Here is an 18227-nt window from a genome sequence, read left to right as displayed (position 1 = left end):
AGTCCTTCACATCCTATGCAGTGTTTTGATACTCTTAAATTTTTCACAATAGATTCCAATCTATCGCAAATTTCATTTCTTAAAATAATTTTCAATATCTCACCTACTCCAATAAATGTTTTAAGATATGTCCAGTTTCTTTTTTTATAATGCCCATTGCAGTTTTACAGGCGTTTAATGAGCCAGGTAGTGCATATATTATTTTATTTTGGTAAATTCCAGCAGTTGCCCTTGAAAGAACTGTTGCATACCCTACCTCATTGTAGCTTAAATTGTGGAACATTATTTTAAATCCATCGAGCTCCTTCTCAAATAACTCTCTCAACACATCGGGTGTGTTGTCCCTATTTGATATCCCTGTTCCCCCGGTAATTACAATACAATCTATATCAAAAAAATCTATTATATGATTTATTAAACCCTTTAACATATCCTTATTATCTGGAATTAGTGTATAGTATTGAGCATTCAATTCATCCCTTAAATAATCCCCCGACTTATCATCAACATCCCTTCCAGATAGGAGCTCATTAAATCTACTATCACTTACAGTTATTACCGCATATTTTACATTCTCCAATCCTTTGTGCATAGTTTCACCTTTTTAATTTAATTTTTTAATATTTTAAATTATATAAAATCGATAAATAATATTTAAGTTATAATATATATTTTTAGTATTATAAAAAAATAAAAAAATGATTATTATGAACTTGGCAAAATATTATGATAGTCTAGCAAAAGAATATAATAAGATGTATTATGGGAATAAATTAAAATGGATGAGAGAAATAGAAAATATAGTAATGGAGAATGAAATTAAAAGGGATTATTTAGTTCTTGATATAGGATGCGGAACAGGCGAGCAGTTGCAAAAATTGAACAATAATCCTGCCATAGGTCTCGACATATCCATAGAAATGGCAAAAATAGCACACAACAAAACAAATAAATTCGTTGTAGAGGGAGATGCTGAAAACATCCCATTTAAAAGTAAAACCTTTGACTGTGTAATATCATTTTTCGGAGCTCTGAATCATGTGCAATTGAACCGAGCTCTGAAAGAGATAAGACGAGTTTTAAAAGATGATGGGATTTTAATATTTACCGTTGCAAATGTCTATGATATAAGATGGATTATTAAAACTCTAAGGCGAAAAGGAATAAAAAGCACAAAAAAAGCTGTTAAAAATAAAAAGGGGGAGATTGTAAAGTTCATAGATGGAAAAAGAATAAATGTAAAAACAAAATTTTATGATTTAAAGGATATTGAAAATGCACTGAATAAATATGATTTTCATATAAAATACACATTTGGAACAAATATTACAAATTCATATATGGACAAATTCATTTATAAAAGTTTTTTAAAGAACTTTGGATGTTATATCGGTGTTGTTGCAAAGAAAAATTAATTTAAGTTAATAATTGAATTTAAGTTAATATCATTTGTCGTCATTGGAATAAAGTTATATCTTTTAGCATGTTCAATACATTTTTTAGCCATCTCAGTATCATTGACATAATCCAAAGTTAGAACAACTATGCCATATTTTTCCTTCAAATTTTTTAGTTTTTCACTTTGAGCATTAATCCAATTTAGGTCACTACCTTTCCAATAATATGCATTCTTATTTTTGAAATCATAGCATGTTGTGAAATCCTCAAAAAGAACACCATCTATGTATGGTGCGGTTTCATCAACGACCTCAAAACCCCTATTTTGGATGACTATGATATTTGGATTTTCTTTTCTAATTTTTTTGATTAATTCAATAACCTCATTTTTTTGGTTTGTATAGATTGCACTATCAACTGTATCCAAAAACACGCCATCAAACCCAATATCTTTAAATTTTTTAACTTCATTTAGGATTATATTTTGCCATATTGGGGATGAGACATTTACATGGTAAGAGTTCCAATTTTGATTTTTTCCAACGATTATTTTTTGGCAATCTTTGAAATATTGTCTATCTTTACTAACTCCTCCAACACTTATGTAGGCAATAACCTTTATATTTGAGTTTAATGACTTTAATTTTTAATATCTTCTTTTTTATAGTTGTATGGTTCGATAAATTGAACAAAATCTTACAGATTTTGTAACTCTCCGCTTCGCTCCGATAGGTATGATTTTTTTCATTATTTCATCCTTCTCAATATTATTAATGGTGTTGCTACTAATGTTAATATTACTGCTCCTAAGGGGATTGGGGCTTTTGCTGTTGTAGTTACTGTAGAATTTCCTGCTCCAGATGATGACGGATAAATAATATTTGTCACAGTTTTATTCTCAGTTAAATCAATAAGTGAAAAATTAATATCCATACCAATTTTTGATGTAAGATTTACAATTAATTGGTTTTTGTTTTGAGAATTACTAAGTTTAATGTTACAACTTGAACCACCAAGATCTACGTAAGTATTTATGTTATTATTAATTATACCATATGATCCAGAAGAAATAGTATTACTATTAGAAGTATTAATCACATTATAAGTAATTCTATAAGAATGACCATTTGATATATCAAAAGTATAGCTTTCAGGAGGATTCCATTCATCTGCATAGATTTGAGATACACTTATAGAAAATATTAATAAAAAAATCATAATGTAAAATCTTTTTAAAAAGATGAGTTTTATTGGATAATATCTCCTCATAAAACCACCTAACAACTTTTAGCCTTAGATGATTTTAATTTATTTTTGTTAAATATATATACTTTTTGTCTAACTTAAATAGGGATGTTTAATCTTAACATTTTATGCATACTTTAAAAAAGGAGAAATAAAAAATAATTAAAGTTTTTTCTCAATTTTATCCAATGTGCTGTTTATTTTACCTAATGCTTCAATTATTTTCAATTGATTTTCATTTAGTGTATTTAGTTTTTCATCCATATTGGTTAATATATTGGTATAAAGGTCTAATTTCTTATCCATATTAGTTAATATCTCTGTGTGGTGGTTTAACTTCTCATCCATCTTATTCAGTATTTCAGTATGAAGGTTTAACTTCTCATCTACCTGCACCAATATTTTTGTATTATTGTCTAAAAGTCCGAAAATCATTTTAATGTATTTAACTCCTTCGTCGAGTTTTTTATTAAGTTGTAATAAATCATCTGCTGAAAGTCGATTTATGCCTTTTGGAAACTCAATATATGTATTCAATTCTTTTTCTTCTATCCTATCTATATTTATAAGATTGTCTTCTTCTTCCAACTCCTTTATAAATTCTTTGAATAATTTCTTTTTCTTTTCAGTGTAGAAATTCGCCAATATTCTCACAGTGCCATCCTTATAGTTATACACAACACCATCAATACCTAAACCTCTTCTAATGTCTTCTATTCTGTCCCTAAATCCCACATGCTGAACACGCCCGTATATCTTTAATTCATAAGTGATAGTCATAATCTCACCAAATATTACTCATATATACTATATCGATTAGAATATATAAAAGTATATGCAATATAATTTTAAACTATTCTTCATTTGTAATATATCCCTTAACGGCACTCTTTGCAGCAATGGCAGGGGATGCTAAATATATTTCAGCATTTACATTGCCCATTCTTCCTTTAAAGTTTCTGTTCGTCGTTGCTAAACAAACCTCTCCATCTGCTAAAACACCCTGGTGAGCTCCTAAACATGGACCACATCCCGGTGTGCATATGAGAGCTCCGGCATCAACAAAAATATCAATTAAACCTTCATTTAAAGCCTGTTTAAATATTGATTTTGATGCAGGAATTACAATCAACCTTACATCCTTATGAACTTTTTTTCCCTTTAAATACTTTGCCGCAATTCTTAAATCATTTAATCTTCCATTTGTGCAGGAGCCAATAAACACTTGGTCAATATGAGTCCCATTTACCTCTGAAACTGGTTTAACATTATCTGGATGGTGTGGGCAGGCGATCTGCTCTTCCATACCGGTAATATCTATATCTATTACCTTATAATATTCCTCTTCCTTTTCATTCACTGTAATTCTGTTCTGTTTTAAATTCAATAGTTCCTCTTCACTAATTTTAGTTTTTAGGTAGTTATACGTTGTTTCATCTGCCTCAATTAGACCAACTTTTGCACCCATCTCAATAGCCATATTGCTTAAAACCATCCTATCTTCCATATTTAGGCTTTTAATAGTTTCTCCACCGTATTCAAGAGCCATATATGTGGCTCCCCTTCTTCCAACCTCTTTACAGATTCTTAAAATAATATCCTTTCCAGTAATTTTTTCATTTTCTCCATTTACATTTACCCTAATTGTTTTTGGAACCTTAATCCATGTTTTTCCTGTTGCAAATATATATCCCATATCTGTTGCTCCAAATCCTGTGGAGAAGGCTCCAAATGCTCCATGTGTGCAGGTATGACTATCTCCTCCTGCGATTATCATGTTTGGTTTCACATGTCCTTTTTCAGGAAGAACCTGATGGCAAACTCCTTCACCCTCAAAATAATGGTGTATTATATTCTGTTCTTTTATAAACTCTCTTGTTATTTTCTGCATGTTTGCAGCTTTCGAAGTATTTGCTGGAACATTGTGGTCAAAAACTATTACTATTTTTTCGTTATCCCAGACTTTATCTGTTATCTGTCTAAATGCCTTTGCCGACAATGGTGTTGTTCCATCATGTGTCATAGCTAAATCAATGTCTATTTCTATTGTATCTCCTGCATAAACCTTTTTTCCTAATTTTTTTGATAAAATTTTCTCTGCTAATGTCATATTTTTCCTCTGTTTAAATTTACTAATAATAAATCATCATCATAATAAGTATGAATCATAGCAAAATAAGGAAATATATAAAAAATATTATTTATAAATTTTCGTAAAAATTAGTATATTTAGTATATATATGAATTTTCATCATCTAATCTATTTGGATTTATTTCAACAAGTATTTCTCCATCTTTAAATACTCTAACTATTCCACCACTTTCAGAAACTGTAATGGCTATTGCATCGGTATGTTTTGAGATAGCCGCAGCTGCATAATGCCGAGCTCCGAGACCCAATGGAAGATTCAAATTACCACCAATACATTCTATGTATCTCCCCGCAGACTTTACCTCTCCTTTCTCAGTAATTATAAATGCACCATCTATTGTGGAGAGCTCTTTTATTGTTCCTTTAACCTTTTTATCAAATATTATTGCCTTATGACATTTGAATGGATTTAATATCAACTGACTTGACATTTTAAGCACTTTTTCAGTATCTCCTATAACAAATATGGTTCCTACGGGTTTTCCTTCCCTACCCTCCACAGCGAGCTCCATGGCAATATCCAATATTTCATTAATAACAAGCCCTTCAATTTTTTCTATGGAGTTTATAAATTGATAAAATTTCAATATTGGACTGTAATTATTTACCTCAATTATAGATATGGTATCAGTTCCACCAGAGGCTTTTGGAAGTCCCAATATAGCCACTATTAAATCCCCTTTTTTTATAATATTATTTTCAAATAATTTTATAATTGCCTGTTTTATCATTGTGGTTTTGTATTTATTTCGATAATTCATCAATATAGGTATTATCCTTTTTTCATTTTTAAGATTGAAGTAGGTATCTTCATTTGGCGTAGATACTATTATTTTTAAATTACTCCCAGTGTAGTCTTTTTTACAATTTTCTTCATTATATATATTATTATTAAATTTAATTTGTGCCTGAGAATCTTCAATGGATTCTAAATATTCTTTAAATATATAGTATGTATTACCTGTTTCCGTAAATATTAAGAATATATCTGCATTTACATCGATAGCTAATTTATATCCATATTTTAAAATTGATTTAATCCTATCCATCGAGCCACCAATTATAAAATTTTAATTTAATTTTTATATTTATATTATTTTAAATCCTCTACCAAAGATGAGGCAAAATAAGGATTACCTATACAATGTTGATGGGCATAACCTCCAAGAATTCTTTTATCGTTGGATAATATACCATCCATATTATTTATTATGCCCCTTCCCCTATTTATTTTGTATGCAAATAATTTTTCTTTTATGTTTATTAACTTTGAATAATGGAATTCATGTGCCTTAAATTCACATTCTTTTTTTCCTATTGGACAGTCATATATAAATGTTCCCTTAACATAACTTAACCCCTGAACATTCTTAGTCATTATCGAATCGCAATTTAATATTTTTAACATTTCAATGCCATTTATGGAATTGGTTAAATACATCAATCCCCCACATTCTCCGTAGATTTTACCATCGAAGTTTCTTATTGATTCAATCATTGATTTGTTTTTATTCAATTCATTTGCAAAGATTTCTGGATATCCCCCTCCAAAATAAAGAACATCACAATTTGGAATGCATTCATCATTCAATGGACTGAAAAATTTAAGTTTTGCCCCATTTTCTTCCAACGCATCGAAATTATCCCAATAATAGAAATTAAATACTTCGTCATATGCCACTCCAATGGTGCATTTGTTTTTATTTACATTCCAAAGTAAAAAATCATTGCTATCGTTGTTATTATTGCCATTTTCGGTTTTATTTTCAATAGTTTCACTGCCTTCATTTATGGCATCAAACTCATTATTTTCACTTATTTCTACGATTTTATCTAAATCAAGATATTCTTCAACGACATGCCCCCATATATCTATATTTTTATTAAGATTATCCCTATTTTCAGGCGTTGGAACAAGCCCCAAATGCCTCTGAGATACTTCAAGCTTTTCATCCCTAGGAATAGCCCCAATTATTTCTATATCTGAAATATAGTAATTTACAGTATCCTTTAATTTTTTATAGTGCTTTTCCCCCCTTATTTTGTTAAATATGACTCCCTGAATATCCACATTTTCATCAAAACTTTTAAATCCTTTTATGACTGCGGCTGCACTTCTAGTTAAACTTCTTGCATCCATTATTAAGATTACAGGAGCATTCAATGATTTTGAAACTGATGCGGTACTCCCTATATCGTTATATGGAGATATACCCTCATATAATCCCCTGACCCCTTCTATGATGCTTATGTCTTTATTTTTAGAATTTCTTTTAAATAGTTCCTTAATTTGGTAATTTTTCATAAAAAATGAGTCCAAGTTTCTACTGCGGTTTCCTGTGGCTGATGTATGGTATGTAGGGTCAATATAATCAGGACCTATTTTATAAGGCTGAACATTGTATTTTTTTGAAAGTGCCTTCATTATTCCTGTTGATATGGTGGTTTTTCCAATCATCGAGGATGTTCCAGCTAATACAACTCTTTTGAGATTTTTCATGATTTTCCCTTTTTTTAATTTATTTATTTTACTTAAATTTTTTTATATTATAACATTATAGATATTTTGTTAAAATTTATAATTGCTTTTTAGTGGTTTAAATAATTTAATAAAAAATATATATATTATGAAATATTACATACTTAAATAATAAAATATATAATAAATCTAAATCTTTTTTTTATAAATAAATTAAAAATTTAAAAAAAATTAAAAAACTTTATCTATTATAATTTAATAATATAATGAATATATATTAAATAATGGTGAAAAAAATGGAACCTTATAATCAAACTAATGATATAATTAAAAATGCCATTAATCATCTAAACATTCCAAAGAAGGTTAAAATTTTCGACACCACCCTAAGAGATGGGGAACAAACCCCTGGTGTGTCATTAACTCCAGATGAGAAGGTAGAAATTGCTATAAATCTAAATAATATAGGTGTGGATGTTATAGAAGCAGGATTTCCTATTTCATCCCATGGGGAGCAGGAGGCAATTAAAAAAATAACATCTTTAAACATGGATGCAGAAATTTGCGGTCTTGCAAGAGCAGTTAAAAAAGATATAGATGTTGCAATAGACTGTGGCGTTGATAGCATACATACATTTATAGCAACATCCCCTCTTCATAGGGAATATAAATTAAAAATGAGCAAAGAAGAGATAACAAATAAGGCAGTGGATGCCATAGAATATATAAAGGAACATGGAATAAAAGTAGAGTTCTCAGCAGAAGATGCCACAAGGACGGAAATTGATTATTTGATAGAAGTTTATAAAAATGCAGAAGATGCAGGTGCCGACAGAATAAATGTTCCAGATACCGTCGGTGTAATGATTCCAAGGGCAATGACTTATTTAATAAGCGAATTAAAAAAGGAAATTAACATTCCTATTTCTGTTCATTGTCATAACGACTTCGGTCTTGCAGTGGCAAATTCATTAGGTGCAGTTGAAGGGGGGGCTGAGCAGATACACTGCACAATAAATGGATTAGGTGAAAGAGCAGGAAATGCTGCTCTTGAAGAGGCGGTAATGTCATTAAATATGATTTACGGTGTAGAAACCAATATAAAAACCGAGAAATTAACAGAAATATCTAATTTAGTATCAAAACTCACTGGAATAAAAACTCAGCCAAATAAGGCAGTTGTTGGGGAAAATTCATTTGCCCATGAAAGCGGAATACATGCCCACGGTGTACTTGCACATGCCCTCACCTATGAGCCAATACCTCCTGAAATGGTGGGTCAAAAGAGGAAAATCATATTGGGAAAACACACCGGAGCTCATGCTATCCAATCAAAGTTGAAGGAGCTTGGTCTTGAAGTTGGGAAAAATGTTTCAGAAGAGCAGTTTAAGGAAATAATAGGCAGAATAAAAGACATCGGAGATAAAGGCAAAATGATTACCGATGCAGATGTAATAGCAATTGTTGAAGATATTACAAAGAGAACTGTAAAATCAGAAAGAATTGTTAATTTAGAGCAAATAGCAGTAATGACTGGAAACAAATTAATTCCAACAGCAAGCGTGGCTTTGATAATAAACAATGAGAAATATATTACTTCAAAGGTTGGAGTTGGACCAGTGGATGCTGCATTAAAGGCAATTCAATCTATAATAGGGGAAAAAATAAAATTAAAAGAATATCACATAAATGCCATCACTGGTGGAACAGACGCCTTAGCAGAAGTAATTGTTAAATTAGAAGGGTATGGAAAAGAAATTACCGCAAAAGCAGCAAATGAGGATATAGTAAGGGCATCTGTTGAGGCAATAATTGATGGAATAAATAAGATTATGGATAAATGAAATAAAATGAAATAAATAAAAGAAGAGGGTGAAATTATGAAAATTGCAATACCTATGGAAAGTGATAGGGTATGTGCCCATTTTGGTAGAGCTCCGTATTTCTTAATTGTTAATATCGACAACGACAAAAAAGAAGTGGTAAATACAAAAGTTGTGGAAAGTGTCCCCTGTGATGGTCAAGGTCATGGTAAGGCTGTTAAAGTTCTGTTGGGTGAAAAACCAAATGGAGTAATTTGTATAAATATGGGTAAAAATAGTATGGAGAGTTTATCGAAAAAAGGCATTGAAATATATAAATGTGAAACTGATAATGTGGATGAATGTATAAAATTATTTTTAGAAGAAAAATTGGAAAAAATAAATTAATAACCTTCCAATTTTATACTGTATCCATATTCCCATTCTTTTGTATCCTTTCCAGCAAGCATATCTATTATTGAAGGATAAATATTTGAAGTATCTTCTACAAAGTAAGGATTATAACTTTCTTCGTCCCCATAATGAGTTCCATAGTCCCTATTTGGAGAGATATATATAATTCCTGTTTTTCTAATCATATTTTTATATGCCGTTGCCGTTGGTTCTATTGGAGCGTATTTTCTTACCCTGAAGTTATCAAAATATACATTTTGATTATAATTCTCATCATTAAATCCCATGGATGTTCCAAGTTCAAAATAACTTCCGTATGGGTTATTTATATATTTACTAATCATCCAATTATTTTCATTATTTTGTAGGTAATCGCTTAAATTAGAGTAGGTTCCATAAATTGTTGTTCCGTTGATGAGAATTTTTATATGGTACCATGTGTTTTTATTTGCCACGTTATTACTATATGTCGTTCTTGTTCGATATACATAGTAATAATCCACAGGGTATTCATTACATATGCCTAAACCGGAATAAATATAATCATCATCATGCCAATATAACTCCTGACCATAATTGGTATAAAGTGCGTAATCATTGTTATTATATCTTCCCCCTAAGTCCAATGTGTAAAATGCATCTGGATGAGTTGTGGTTTCCCCATAATACTGAGGATTTGCAAAATATCCTACCATTATATTTGGGGCAGGCCAATCTCTAAACCCGCGTGGCCGAGACCATGACCAGTATTGGTAATTATTATCTCCTTTTGCATCAACCTCAATAATATAATTATTTAGAGTTATGTTGTTGTTTGAAATCATTCTTGCAACTGGTGGGGCATTTTCACATTTAATTATTTGCCTATTATATAGTGAGTTATAAAGTGGGTTATCATTATTATTACCTCCATCATAATTCCAAGTTCCATATAATACATTCCATTTAGAGTAGATTGAGTCGTTATATTCAAAGCCATCGAATAATTCAAATACTAAATCCCCCTTACTTTCTGATATTTTTGGATATGTGGATATTATATATACTGTTGTATTTGTATGGGCTTTTAAATGCGGAACTTTTAGCCAAACAATTGCCTTATCGTTGTTTATATTATCGTTTGAATAATTCCAATATTCTATCCAATATGGAACATAATTCTTATTCTCATCATAAAATCTTAAACCAGTTCCATTTGGTTCCAATGAAAAATTGAAATTGCTATTGTTTAGAACAACTTTAACTTGAAAATCATTTAAATCTTCATTGTTTGGATTTGAAATATTTATACTCCCCATATATGTGGGTTTTATGTAGTGGTATGCATCTAAAATTGTCTTTACAGTTGCGTATTGGGAGGAATTTATACATTCTGATTTATTCACTATACCGTTTTTTGATAGATTGTATTCAAAAATATAATCTATTTTAAATGTAAATCCATCTACCATTGTTATGTTTGTTATGTTGAATCTATATGAAAAATTATATCCTTGATTGTTATAGTATTTACTTGCATTTGCTAAATAACTGTTGTTGATTATATTTATAGTATCGTTTTTTAGAAATTCTACAACTTCCGTAGTATTTTTAAAAAATGCATCGTCGGGATTATTGGGGTTATTATTATATCGCCTTATAACTTCCAGTTCTGCATCATTCAATACCTTATTAAATACTGGTGAAATGGATGAGGTAACCACATGCTCTATTGATGTAGATTTTAAATCAACAGAAGATGCTTTCATCTCATTTAATACCTGCTGTTTTTGAATATCTATGGTGTTGTATAATATTGTTCCAGTTAAGAACAACAGTAAAACCAATACAATCATACTTTGAGATGCATACATTTAATCACCGCAGATAATTGTGATATTTATAGGATTGCTTGAATTAAAGTAATATATAGCTTTTCTATAAGGGTAAGTGGTATTATCATAATGGTTATTTAAGTAATTGTATGTCTCATTTTCGCTTATAAAATGTTTATTTGTTAGGTATAATCCATTATCATTTCCATATACTCCATACCACCCCTCAGTTCTATTCATTAGAATGGTGGTAGATGCCATAATAGTTTTACTACCTGTTAAGTTGCCCTGTGAGATGGCATAATTTCCAATTTTTAATTCATAATTTTTAAATCCTATCCTATTTTTTAAAATACTCACTGCAATGGCTGAATTATTGTTATTGATTAATAAAATGGCAGTTTCGATTGTCCCATCTGAAATTAGGGATTTTAATTGATACACCACTTTATCATACATTATATTGGTTTTTACAGTATCTTCATAGTTGTTTGTATGTTCTATCATCGAAGATGTAAAGAAACCCATGCCCACGATAATAATAATAACTGCAATTAATAAATCACTATCAAATATCATAATATATCCCCCTAATTCTTTAATTCAACAACGCATGATATATTTTCAGGTCTTAATTTTAATACATAAATTGTAGAGGGTTGGCTAAATGTAATATTTAGAGTTATATTTTGATTTGGATTATTTGATACATTTAATAATTTTATCTCATTAGGTTCGTAATATTCCCAATTATGTGTGTTTATAACTTTTCCAAATCCAGTTATTTTTGGAGTACTATTTAAATGTAATTCGAACGGTACCCCATTAACCAAAAATATCGCATCCGTTGCCTCTGTTGAAGAAGCGTTGATATAAACTAATGTTGAAGGTCTCCTGGCGGCAAAATATAAAATTTCATTTTTGGAAATATTCTCAGATATTATTTTATTGTTTGAATATCTCCAAGTTTTTATAGGAACTAAAAGATTTCGTTTTTTAATATAGGTGTTTTCTGAATAATTAACTGAATAATTTACAAAAATCAGATTTACATTTGAGATTACATTAGGAATATTCGTAAAATAATATGATTTTATAGATTGTAATATTGTAGAGCTCACAATATTTTCACTTACAGAAACAGATACCTTTGGAGCATATTTTCTTACTTTGATATTGTCAAACCAATACTCCTCATCATGAGTGCCCTGTCCCGTTCCTAAAAGAATATATCTACTATTTTTTGGATTATTTTTTTTAGTGACCTTACAATTTACATTGAACATAGTATTTGTATTATTATTTGGATTTGGGTCTCCATAGTATCCATTGAAGAATTCCCAGATGGATGAATTGCAGATTCTGTCCCCTTGATTATTCTTCTGTTCCAATATAAATTTTTCCTCATACCATGTGTTATCCTTTGTAAATATGTTTGAATCTTTAACTAACGTATCGTAATTACGACATATTGCAAATAACTGGTCATAACCTGTAAATGAGTTATAAAAATTATTGGCATTTGAGTCTGAATAAAATCCAACCATCGTATCGGGACTATCTGCACTTCCCCCCTCTGCCCCAGTATGTCCTTTAACAGTAGCTTCAAGAATATATTTATCGCCATCATTAACATTTAATGGATTTCTTGATATTATGCTTCTATATCTCACACTGCTTGGTTTTAAATGGGCAACATGATTTTCCCCTGAATTATTATTATAGTATGGTAATGTGTTATCCTGGGTAATGTTCCAGTCGTTTTCACTACCTATTACAACTTTCCATTTATCCCATAAACTTTCATTCTCAAAATCGTCGAAGAATATAAATACTTTATTTCCATCGTCCTCTATTGAAGAGTCTCCATTCTGATTCCTTTTTAAATAAACTAATATACTACTGTTTTTTGGAATTTTATTTACTTTTATCCAAATTCTTGCCTTTTGATTGTATTTCCAAGTTTCAATCCAATAGGGAATTTCAGTAATTGTCCCGCTGTCGTTTTCCCAAAAACTTATATTTTTACCATTTGGTGAAAAGTCAAAATTGAAATTAGTTGGCGTTAGGGTAACTAGAACTTGATAATCTGTCAAATTATAATCATTTGGATTTGATATATTTATTATATACATCCAACTATCGTTATATACATAATTTAAACCAACCTGTGCAGATGGATCAAATGTTCCTGGAATTTTATTATATGATATATAATACCTTTCTTTAATTTTATCTAAAAATCTTTTATAATCTGGAATATATGAATTAGAGGGTAATTCATGCTGTTTATACAATACATCAGTTATTAAATTTGCTTTTTCAAATGATTCAATATTTCTTTTTTCTTCATGAACTGTTAAAATATTGTGAGAAATTGCAAAATATCCTAAATAAAAAACTATAACAAATACAGCAGCTACAATAACAGCTTCGTAGGTAAATATATAGCCTCTTTTTGACTTTAACCTTACCAACATAATATATCCCCCGAATTTTTATAGGTATTGCAATATAAAAATAATCTACATAATTGCTATATAAATATAAATAATATTAAAAAAGAGAAAACCTTTGGTTATTTAATCCTAACTGTAAGATTTTTACAGACATAAAACTTCCCAAATGATATATTTACAATATTTTGGGGCAGGCGTGGATTATTCTTTAAATTCCCTCCAGTAATGTTTATATATGTGCCATTTTCATCATGTTCGGGTTTAAATAGTATGTTTGTAGTGTTATTAACAATTATTTTTTTGTTTGAAAAATATATTGTATAGTTGATATTTCCAATAGGTTTAAATGTTGCATGCATATTAACATTTTTTGAATATGCGATTAAAGCATAATTTTCAAAAACATCAAGTATTGAATGTCCCCTATCGGCAATTTCAGAGTGATTAACTCCATTTAAAAAATTGAATACATTATAACTAACCAATACACTCAATAATAACATAAATAGTATTGCCAACACTGCATCAATGGAAATCTGTCCTCTTTTGGAATATAATTTCATAAAAATCCCATAAAAAATTATTATTTTAAATTTTCTAATTATAATATTTTATAATTTATCTTATATATATACCTACTAATTTTTAAAATTAATAATATATTTAATAACAAAACTATTATTAGAATAATTAATGAAAATATTTATATAATATATATAAATATAGCTATTTTTAATGAATATGTATATATTACAAAACATTTAATAAGTCAAAAATATATTAATAATTTTAATACCATGGTGATATAATGGAGCTCGATGTTAGCGGAACAGTATGTCCAATTCCAGTATTAAAAACAAAAAAAGCACTTGATTCAATGAGCGATGGAGAGGAATTGACAGTAATAGGAGACTATAAACCAGCATTAGAAAATATTACAAGATTTGTTGAAGAACATGGTCATACTGTTGTATCTGCCGAAAAAACTGAAAGCGGATTTAAAATTGTAATAAAAAAATAAACAATTATAAAATAAGGTGATATTTTGAAATTCACAGTAATAATCACAACAGCACCATATGGAAAAGAGAGGGCATACTCGGGTCTTAGATTTGCTTTAACATCACTTTTAGAAGGTATCGATATTAATATATTCCTCCTTGAAGATGGAGTCTATGTTGCAAAAACATCTCAAAATCCAGCAGAGGTTCCGAACTATTTGGAATATCTAAAAAACTGCATTGAAGCAGGGGCAGTTGTAAAGGCATGCGGTCCATGCAGTAAGGCAAGAGGTTTAAGTGAAGATGATATATTGGAAGGGGTGCAACTTGCCACAATGCATGATTTAGTGGCATTTGTAAAAGAGAGCGATAATGTAATAACATTCTAAATTTTGTTTTTTAATTATTTTTCCTTTTTCATCTTTTTCTTTTCTTTTTTTATTTTTTATTTCTTTCTCATTTATTATTGTTTATTATTTAATCCTCCACTCCAAAAAACAAACACTTTAAATACTCCAAATTTTTATTTGCCATTGTTATTATATGGTCGGGGGATTGAGTTCTGTATCCCCCAATTTGCCTAATTTCTTTTTTAGCCCTTAGTGAAGAGGAAACTACCATATTTTTAAACATCTCTCTATCGATATGGTGGGAACAGGAACATGTAATAAACATCCTCTTTGCAAGTTTTAATCCTAAGTAATTCATTGTGTTGTATGCCTTCAACGCATTTTTAACATCCTTTGACGATTTTGTAAAAGCCGGCGGGTCTAAAATTACAATATCGAATTTTTCGTTTTTATCAATCATTTCCCTCATTACATCAAAGGCATTTCCTACAATGAAGTTATAATTCTTTATATTATTTAGTTCCATATTTTCCTCTGCAACCTCCAACGCCTTATCTGACATATCAACTCCTACGACTTCCGCCCCTTTTATGCCACAATGGACAGAAAAACCACCAGTATAACAACAAATATCTAAAACTTTATCTCCTTTTTTAACATAATTCTCTAAATTTAGTCTATTTTCTCTCTGGTCTAAGAAGAATCCAGTTTTATGTCCCTTTAAATTTACCTTAAATTTCGCATTTCCTTCATTTATTATTGTTTCAAATTTTTTATCCCCATATATTTTTGATTTTATTTTACTTCCTTTTTTTGCACTTTGAACATAGAGAGTAGTAATATCAGTAAGTTCATTTAAACATTCAAATATAATGGGAATGTACTCTTCCATAACTTTTGAAGACACCTGCATTGATGCTATGTTGTTATATTTATCAAGTATGATTGAAGGCAAATAATCCGCCTCTGCATATATCATCCTGTATGTATCTTTATAATTTAATATATTCTCCCTATATTCCTTAGATTTTTTTATTCTATTGTAAAAAAAGTCCTTGTTTATCTCTTCATCTTTTAGAGTTAATATTTTAATTGTCGCTCTGCTATCATATATAGCCTTAGCTACAAATTTATCTTTATAATATAATTTTATTATTTGCTCCTTATCTGGCAAATCCTCTTTATTTATTATTGCATTTTTGTAAATAACCCTTGAAAAATTTAAAATAGAATTATATGCCCTTTTGTCAATCTCTATCAATAACATCACCCTATATATAAAATAAAAATATATTAATAAAAGTTCCTTCTTAAAAATTTTGAATTACTTCTTTCAATAAATGTATTACAAACCTCCTCTGGTTTTCCATCCATTATTATTTTTCCTTCGTCTATTAATATAGTCCTGTCGCTTATTTCTTTAATAAGTTGGATGTGATGGCTTATTAATACCATGGTTGTTCCAAACTCATCATTTATCTTTTTAAGGTAATTTGAAACATCCCTAAGTGTAATCGGGTCTAAATCACCAAACGGCTCATCAAGGAGTAGAATCTTAGGTTTTGTTATAAGTTGCAATGCAAGAGCAACCCTTACCTTTTCACCGCCGCTTAGTTCCAATGGTGTTTTCTTCAAAATATTCTCATCCAAGTCAAGAGCTCTAAGAACATCTTTTGGATGGAACTCATCCACAACAGCGGGGAACAGCATTTTAACTATATCCTCTGATATGCCCAATTTTCCAAGTTTGTTTTTCATTTCCTGTTCTGGAAGGTCAATCAACTGATAAATGGCATCTACAACTTTTGGAGATATGCCGAGCTCTTGGGATTTTAATTTTGCATTTGCTACCGCCTTTTCCCCTTTAATTCCAAGCCTGTATTTTAGCATATCCTCAACAGGCAGATAGTGAGTCAATGAAAACTCCTGGTGCATTATACCCATTCTTCTTCTTAAATTAACTCTTTCCCATCCATAGTCGTTCAAATCTATTCCATCAACAACAATATTCCCAGCATCTGGGAATTCAACACCGCCGAGAAGTCTTAAAAGAACAGACTTTCCAGTTCCACTGGGCCCAATGATGGATAATATTTCGCCCTCTTTCACATTAAAGGAAATATCCTTCATATTAAGAGTTTCCCCACCATGCACAACAAAATATCTTTTGGATACATTATTTACACTTATAATATCTTTGTCATTTGGAGTGGTTTTTTTAGCATATGGTTCGTCCATGTCTTTTAAAAACTCATTAATTACCTCTTTTGGTTCTCCATCCATTTTTATATCTCCATCCTCTAAAAGAATACATCTATCGCATAGATATTCGTGGATTTCTGGGAGATGTGATGTAATTACCATTGTAATATTTAATTTTTCATTGATATTCTTTAAAACATCTAGTAAAATCTGTTTTGAAGCTGGACAGGACATGGTGGCAGGTTCATCAAGCAGTAAAACGCCTTCTCCTTTTTCATATATTTTTGCTATTTGCCTACCTAAGATTAACCTCTGTTTCTCTCCACCGCTGAGTATGTTTGAAAATGCATCTTTTTTATGCTCCAATCCAACCAATTTTAAAATCTCTATTGCGGTTTTTTCGTATTCCTCCCATTCGTCTTCCATAGGAAGAGATTCATCAGAATTGTTTCTTATGGCGTATAATTTCCTTATTATGTTGTATATTGAAGGTTCAGCCCATAATGCAAAGTTCCTTTGTAAATGTATCGCAGTAATTTCTCTAAAATTATCAGTTCTACCGCAAATTTCAATCTCGCCGCTGTATTCCTTATCGGTCCCTCTTAAAATTCTAATCAATGTGGATTTTCCAGCTCCGGATTTTCCAATTATCCCCAATACTTCTCCCTTTTTAGCTTCAAAACTTATATTATTTAGCACCTTTTTTTTGCCGTAATTTTTAGATAAATTCTTGACCTTAACTGCCATACTCTACACCTTTAAATTATTGTTTTAAATTATATATATAAATAATGAAATGAAAATAATAATTAAAATAATGATTAAAATTAGATATAGATGTATATAATAACTTATAATTTTTTAGTTATATATTTTATTATATTGATGTGGTAATATGAATAATATAGGTA

At 29.9% G+C, this 18227-nt stretch carries 17 protein-coding genes and 2 pseudogenes; 5 read left to right on the top strand and 14 right to left on the bottom strand.

The features are described 5' to 3' along the window. Both F7B34_RS03160 and F7B34_RS03155 read right to left on the bottom strand, forming a co-directional pair. Positions 1–95, bottom strand: a pseudogene (locus F7B34_RS03160) (radical SAM protein); the annotation flags it as partial. A gap of 8 nt (positions 96–103) precedes the next feature. Continuing rightward, on the bottom strand, positions 104–592 hold the full coding sequence (locus F7B34_RS03155) for a molybdenum cofactor biosynthesis protein B (protein ID WP_292460310.1): 489 nt from the start codon (positions 590–592) through the stop codon (positions 104–106). A 115-nt stretch (positions 593–707) separates the two neighbouring features. Here F7B34_RS03155 and F7B34_RS03150 point away from each other — a divergent pair, with 115 nt between their 5' ends. After that, a complete protein-coding gene (locus F7B34_RS03150; RefSeq protein ID WP_292460308.1) occupies positions 708–1415 on the top strand; it encodes a class I SAM-dependent methyltransferase in 708 nt (235 codons plus the stop codon). On the opposite strand, the gene F7B34_RS03145 is transcribed toward F7B34_RS03150, so the two are convergent. The 6 genes and pseudogenes from F7B34_RS03145 to cfbB all read right to left on the bottom strand — a co-directional run bounded on the left by F7B34_RS03145 (position 1412) and on the right by cfbB (position 7295). Next, positions 1412–2002 (bottom strand): endo alpha-1,4 polygalactosaminidase, encoded by a 591-nt coding sequence (locus F7B34_RS03145; RefSeq protein ID WP_292460311.1) that lies wholly within the window; start codon positions 2000–2002, stop codon positions 1412–1414. The two genes, F7B34_RS03150 and F7B34_RS03145, sit on opposite strands and share 4 nt — an antisense overlap. Before the next feature lie 143 nt (positions 2003–2145). Next, a complete protein-coding gene (locus F7B34_RS03140) occupies positions 2146–2667 on the bottom strand; it encodes a hypothetical protein (protein WP_292460307.1) in 522 nt (173 codons plus the stop codon). Between the two features lie 309 nt (positions 2668–2976). Then, positions 2977–3423: pseudogene (locus F7B34_RS03135) on the bottom strand (acylphosphatase); the annotation flags it as partial. 73 nt (positions 3424–3496) lie between these two features. Continuing rightward, complete coding sequence (gene hacA, locus F7B34_RS03130; RefSeq protein ID WP_292460305.1) at positions 3497–4753, bottom strand: homoaconitase large subunit; 1257 nt, start codon at positions 4751–4753, stop codon at positions 3497–3499. Between the two features lie 119 nt (positions 4754–4872). Beyond that, positions 4873–5844: a diadenylate cyclase gene (locus tag F7B34_RS03125; protein WP_292460303.1), complete on the bottom strand. Its 972-nt coding sequence runs from the start codon at positions 5842–5844 to the stop codon at positions 4873–4875. A 44-nt stretch (positions 5845–5888) separates the two neighbouring features. After that, positions 5889–7295 (bottom strand): Ni-sirohydrochlorin a,c-diamide synthase, encoded by a 1407-nt coding sequence (gene cfbB / locus F7B34_RS03120; RefSeq protein ID WP_292460301.1) that lies wholly within the window; start codon positions 7293–7295, stop codon positions 5889–5891. A 275-nt stretch (positions 7296–7570) separates the two neighbouring features. Here cfbB and F7B34_RS03115 point away from each other — a divergent pair, with 275 nt between their 5' ends. Together F7B34_RS03115 and F7B34_RS03110 are read left to right on the top strand one after the other, a co-directional pair. Continuing rightward, the gene (locus F7B34_RS03115; protein ID WP_292460300.1) at positions 7571–9118 is read left to right on the top strand and encodes a 2-isopropylmalate synthase; all 1548 of its coding nucleotides are present in this window, start codon (positions 7571–7573) and stop codon (positions 9116–9118) included. A 36-nt stretch (positions 9119–9154) separates the two neighbouring features. Further along, the gene (locus F7B34_RS03110; protein ID WP_292460299.1) at positions 9155–9484 is read left to right on the top strand and encodes a NifB/NifX family molybdenum-iron cluster-binding protein; all 330 of its coding nucleotides are present in this window, start codon (positions 9155–9157) and stop codon (positions 9482–9484) included. On the opposite strand, the gene F7B34_RS03105 is transcribed toward F7B34_RS03110, so the two are convergent. The 4 genes from F7B34_RS03105 to F7B34_RS03090 form a co-directional block, all read right to left on the bottom strand. Continuing rightward, a complete protein-coding gene (locus tag F7B34_RS03105; RefSeq protein ID WP_292460297.1) occupies positions 9481–11343 on the bottom strand; it encodes a DUF2341 domain-containing protein in 1863 nt (620 codons plus the stop codon). The two genes, F7B34_RS03110 and F7B34_RS03105, sit on opposite strands and share 4 nt — an antisense overlap. After that, a complete protein-coding gene (locus tag F7B34_RS03100; RefSeq protein WP_292460296.1) occupies positions 11344–11883 on the bottom strand; it encodes a hypothetical protein in 540 nt (179 codons plus the stop codon). It abuts the gene before it with no gap. Between the two features lie 11 nt (positions 11884–11894). After that, entirely contained in the window at positions 11895–13784 is a 1890-nt protein-coding gene (locus F7B34_RS03095; RefSeq protein WP_292460294.1) for a DUF2341 domain-containing protein, read from the bottom strand. A gap of 98 nt (positions 13785–13882) precedes the next feature. Continuing rightward, positions 13883–14326, bottom strand: a complete 444-nt coding sequence (locus F7B34_RS03090; protein ID WP_292460292.1) for a hypothetical protein — start codon at positions 14324–14326, stop codon at positions 13883–13885. A 245-nt stretch (positions 14327–14571) separates the two neighbouring features. Here F7B34_RS03090 and F7B34_RS03085 point away from each other — a divergent pair, with 245 nt between their 5' ends. Beyond that, the gene (locus F7B34_RS03085) at positions 14572–14784 is read left to right on the top strand and encodes a sulfurtransferase TusA family protein (protein WP_292460290.1); all 213 of its coding nucleotides are present in this window, start codon (positions 14572–14574) and stop codon (positions 14782–14784) included. Positions 14785–14808: 24 nt separating this feature from the next. Then, entirely contained in the window at positions 14809–15153 is a 345-nt protein-coding gene (locus F7B34_RS03080) for a DsrE/DsrF/TusD sulfur relay family protein (protein WP_292460288.1), read from the top strand. A gap of 88 nt (positions 15154–15241) precedes the next feature. On the opposite strand, the gene F7B34_RS03075 is transcribed toward F7B34_RS03080, so the two are convergent. Further along, the gene (locus F7B34_RS03075) at positions 15242–16381 is read right to left on the bottom strand and encodes a class I SAM-dependent rRNA methyltransferase (protein ID WP_292460286.1); all 1140 of its coding nucleotides are present in this window, start codon (positions 16379–16381) and stop codon (positions 15242–15244) included. Positions 16382–16407: 26 nt separating this feature from the next. Beyond that, positions 16408–18063: an ABC transporter ATP-binding protein gene (locus F7B34_RS03070; protein WP_292460284.1), complete on the bottom strand. Its 1656-nt coding sequence runs from the start codon at positions 18061–18063 to the stop codon at positions 16408–16410. Positions 18064–18227: the final 164 nt, after the last annotated feature.

Origin of the sequence: Methanothermococcus sp. (assembly GCF_015523155.1) — an archaeon.
Lineage (GTDB): Archaea > AGJL01 > Methanococci > Methanococcales > Methanococcaceae > Methanofervidicoccus.
Note: the sequence above shows the minus strand (reverse complement) of the source record. Positions and strands in the feature narration are given on the sequence as shown.

What these genes read in the sequence shown, in the direction of transcription:
- F7B34_RS03090 (WP_292460292.1), bottom strand. Translation starts at nt 14,326, where the DNA reads ATGAAATTATATTCCAAAAGAGGACAGATTTCCATTGATGCAGTGTTG.
- hacA (WP_292460305.1), bottom strand. Translation starts at nt 4,753, where the DNA reads ATGACATTAGCAGAGAAAATTTTATCAAAAAAATTAGGAAAAAAGGTT.
- F7B34_RS03125 (WP_292460303.1), bottom strand. Translation starts at nt 5,844, where the DNA reads ATGGATAGGATTAAATCAATTTTAAAATATGGATATAAATTAGCTATC.
- F7B34_RS03070 (WP_292460284.1), bottom strand. Translation starts at nt 18,063, where the DNA reads ATGGCAGTTAAGGTCAAGAATTTATCTAAAAATTACGGCAAAAAAAAG.
- F7B34_RS03105 (WP_292460297.1), bottom strand. Translation starts at nt 11,343, where the DNA reads ATGTATGCATCTCAAAGTATGATTGTATTGGTTTTACTGTTGTTCTTA.
- F7B34_RS03075 (WP_292460286.1), bottom strand. Translation starts at nt 16,381, where the DNA reads ATGTTATTGATAGAGATTGACAAAAGGGCATATAATTCTATTTTAAAT.
- F7B34_RS03115 (WP_292460300.1), top strand. Translation starts at nt 7,571, where the DNA reads ATGGAACCTTATAATCAAACTAATGATATAATTAAAAATGCCATTAAT.
- cfbB (WP_292460301.1), bottom strand. Translation starts at nt 7,295, where the DNA reads ATGAAAAATCTCAAAAGAGTTGTATTAGCTGGAACATCCTCGATGATT.
- F7B34_RS03110 (WP_292460299.1), top strand. Translation starts at nt 9,155, where the DNA reads ATGAAAATTGCAATACCTATGGAAAGTGATAGGGTATGTGCCCATTTT.
- F7B34_RS03150 (WP_292460308.1), top strand. Translation starts at nt 708, where the DNA reads ATGAACTTGGCAAAATATTATGATAGTCTAGCAAAAGAATATAATAAG.
- F7B34_RS03100 (WP_292460296.1), bottom strand. Translation starts at nt 11,883, where the DNA reads ATGATATTTGATAGTGATTTATTAATTGCAGTTATTATTATTATCGTG.
- F7B34_RS03085 (WP_292460290.1), top strand. Translation starts at nt 14,572, where the DNA reads ATGGAGCTCGATGTTAGCGGAACAGTATGTCCAATTCCAGTATTAAAA.
- F7B34_RS03095 (WP_292460294.1), bottom strand. Translation starts at nt 13,784, where the DNA reads ATGTTGGTAAGGTTAAAGTCAAAAAGAGGCTATATATTTACCTACGAA.
- F7B34_RS03140 (WP_292460307.1), bottom strand. Translation starts at nt 2,667, where the DNA reads ATGAGGAGATATTATCCAATAAAACTCATCTTTTTAAAAAGATTTTAC.
- F7B34_RS03155 (WP_292460310.1), bottom strand. Translation starts at nt 592, where the DNA reads ATGCACAAAGGATTGGAGAATGTAAAATATGCGGTAATAACTGTAAGT.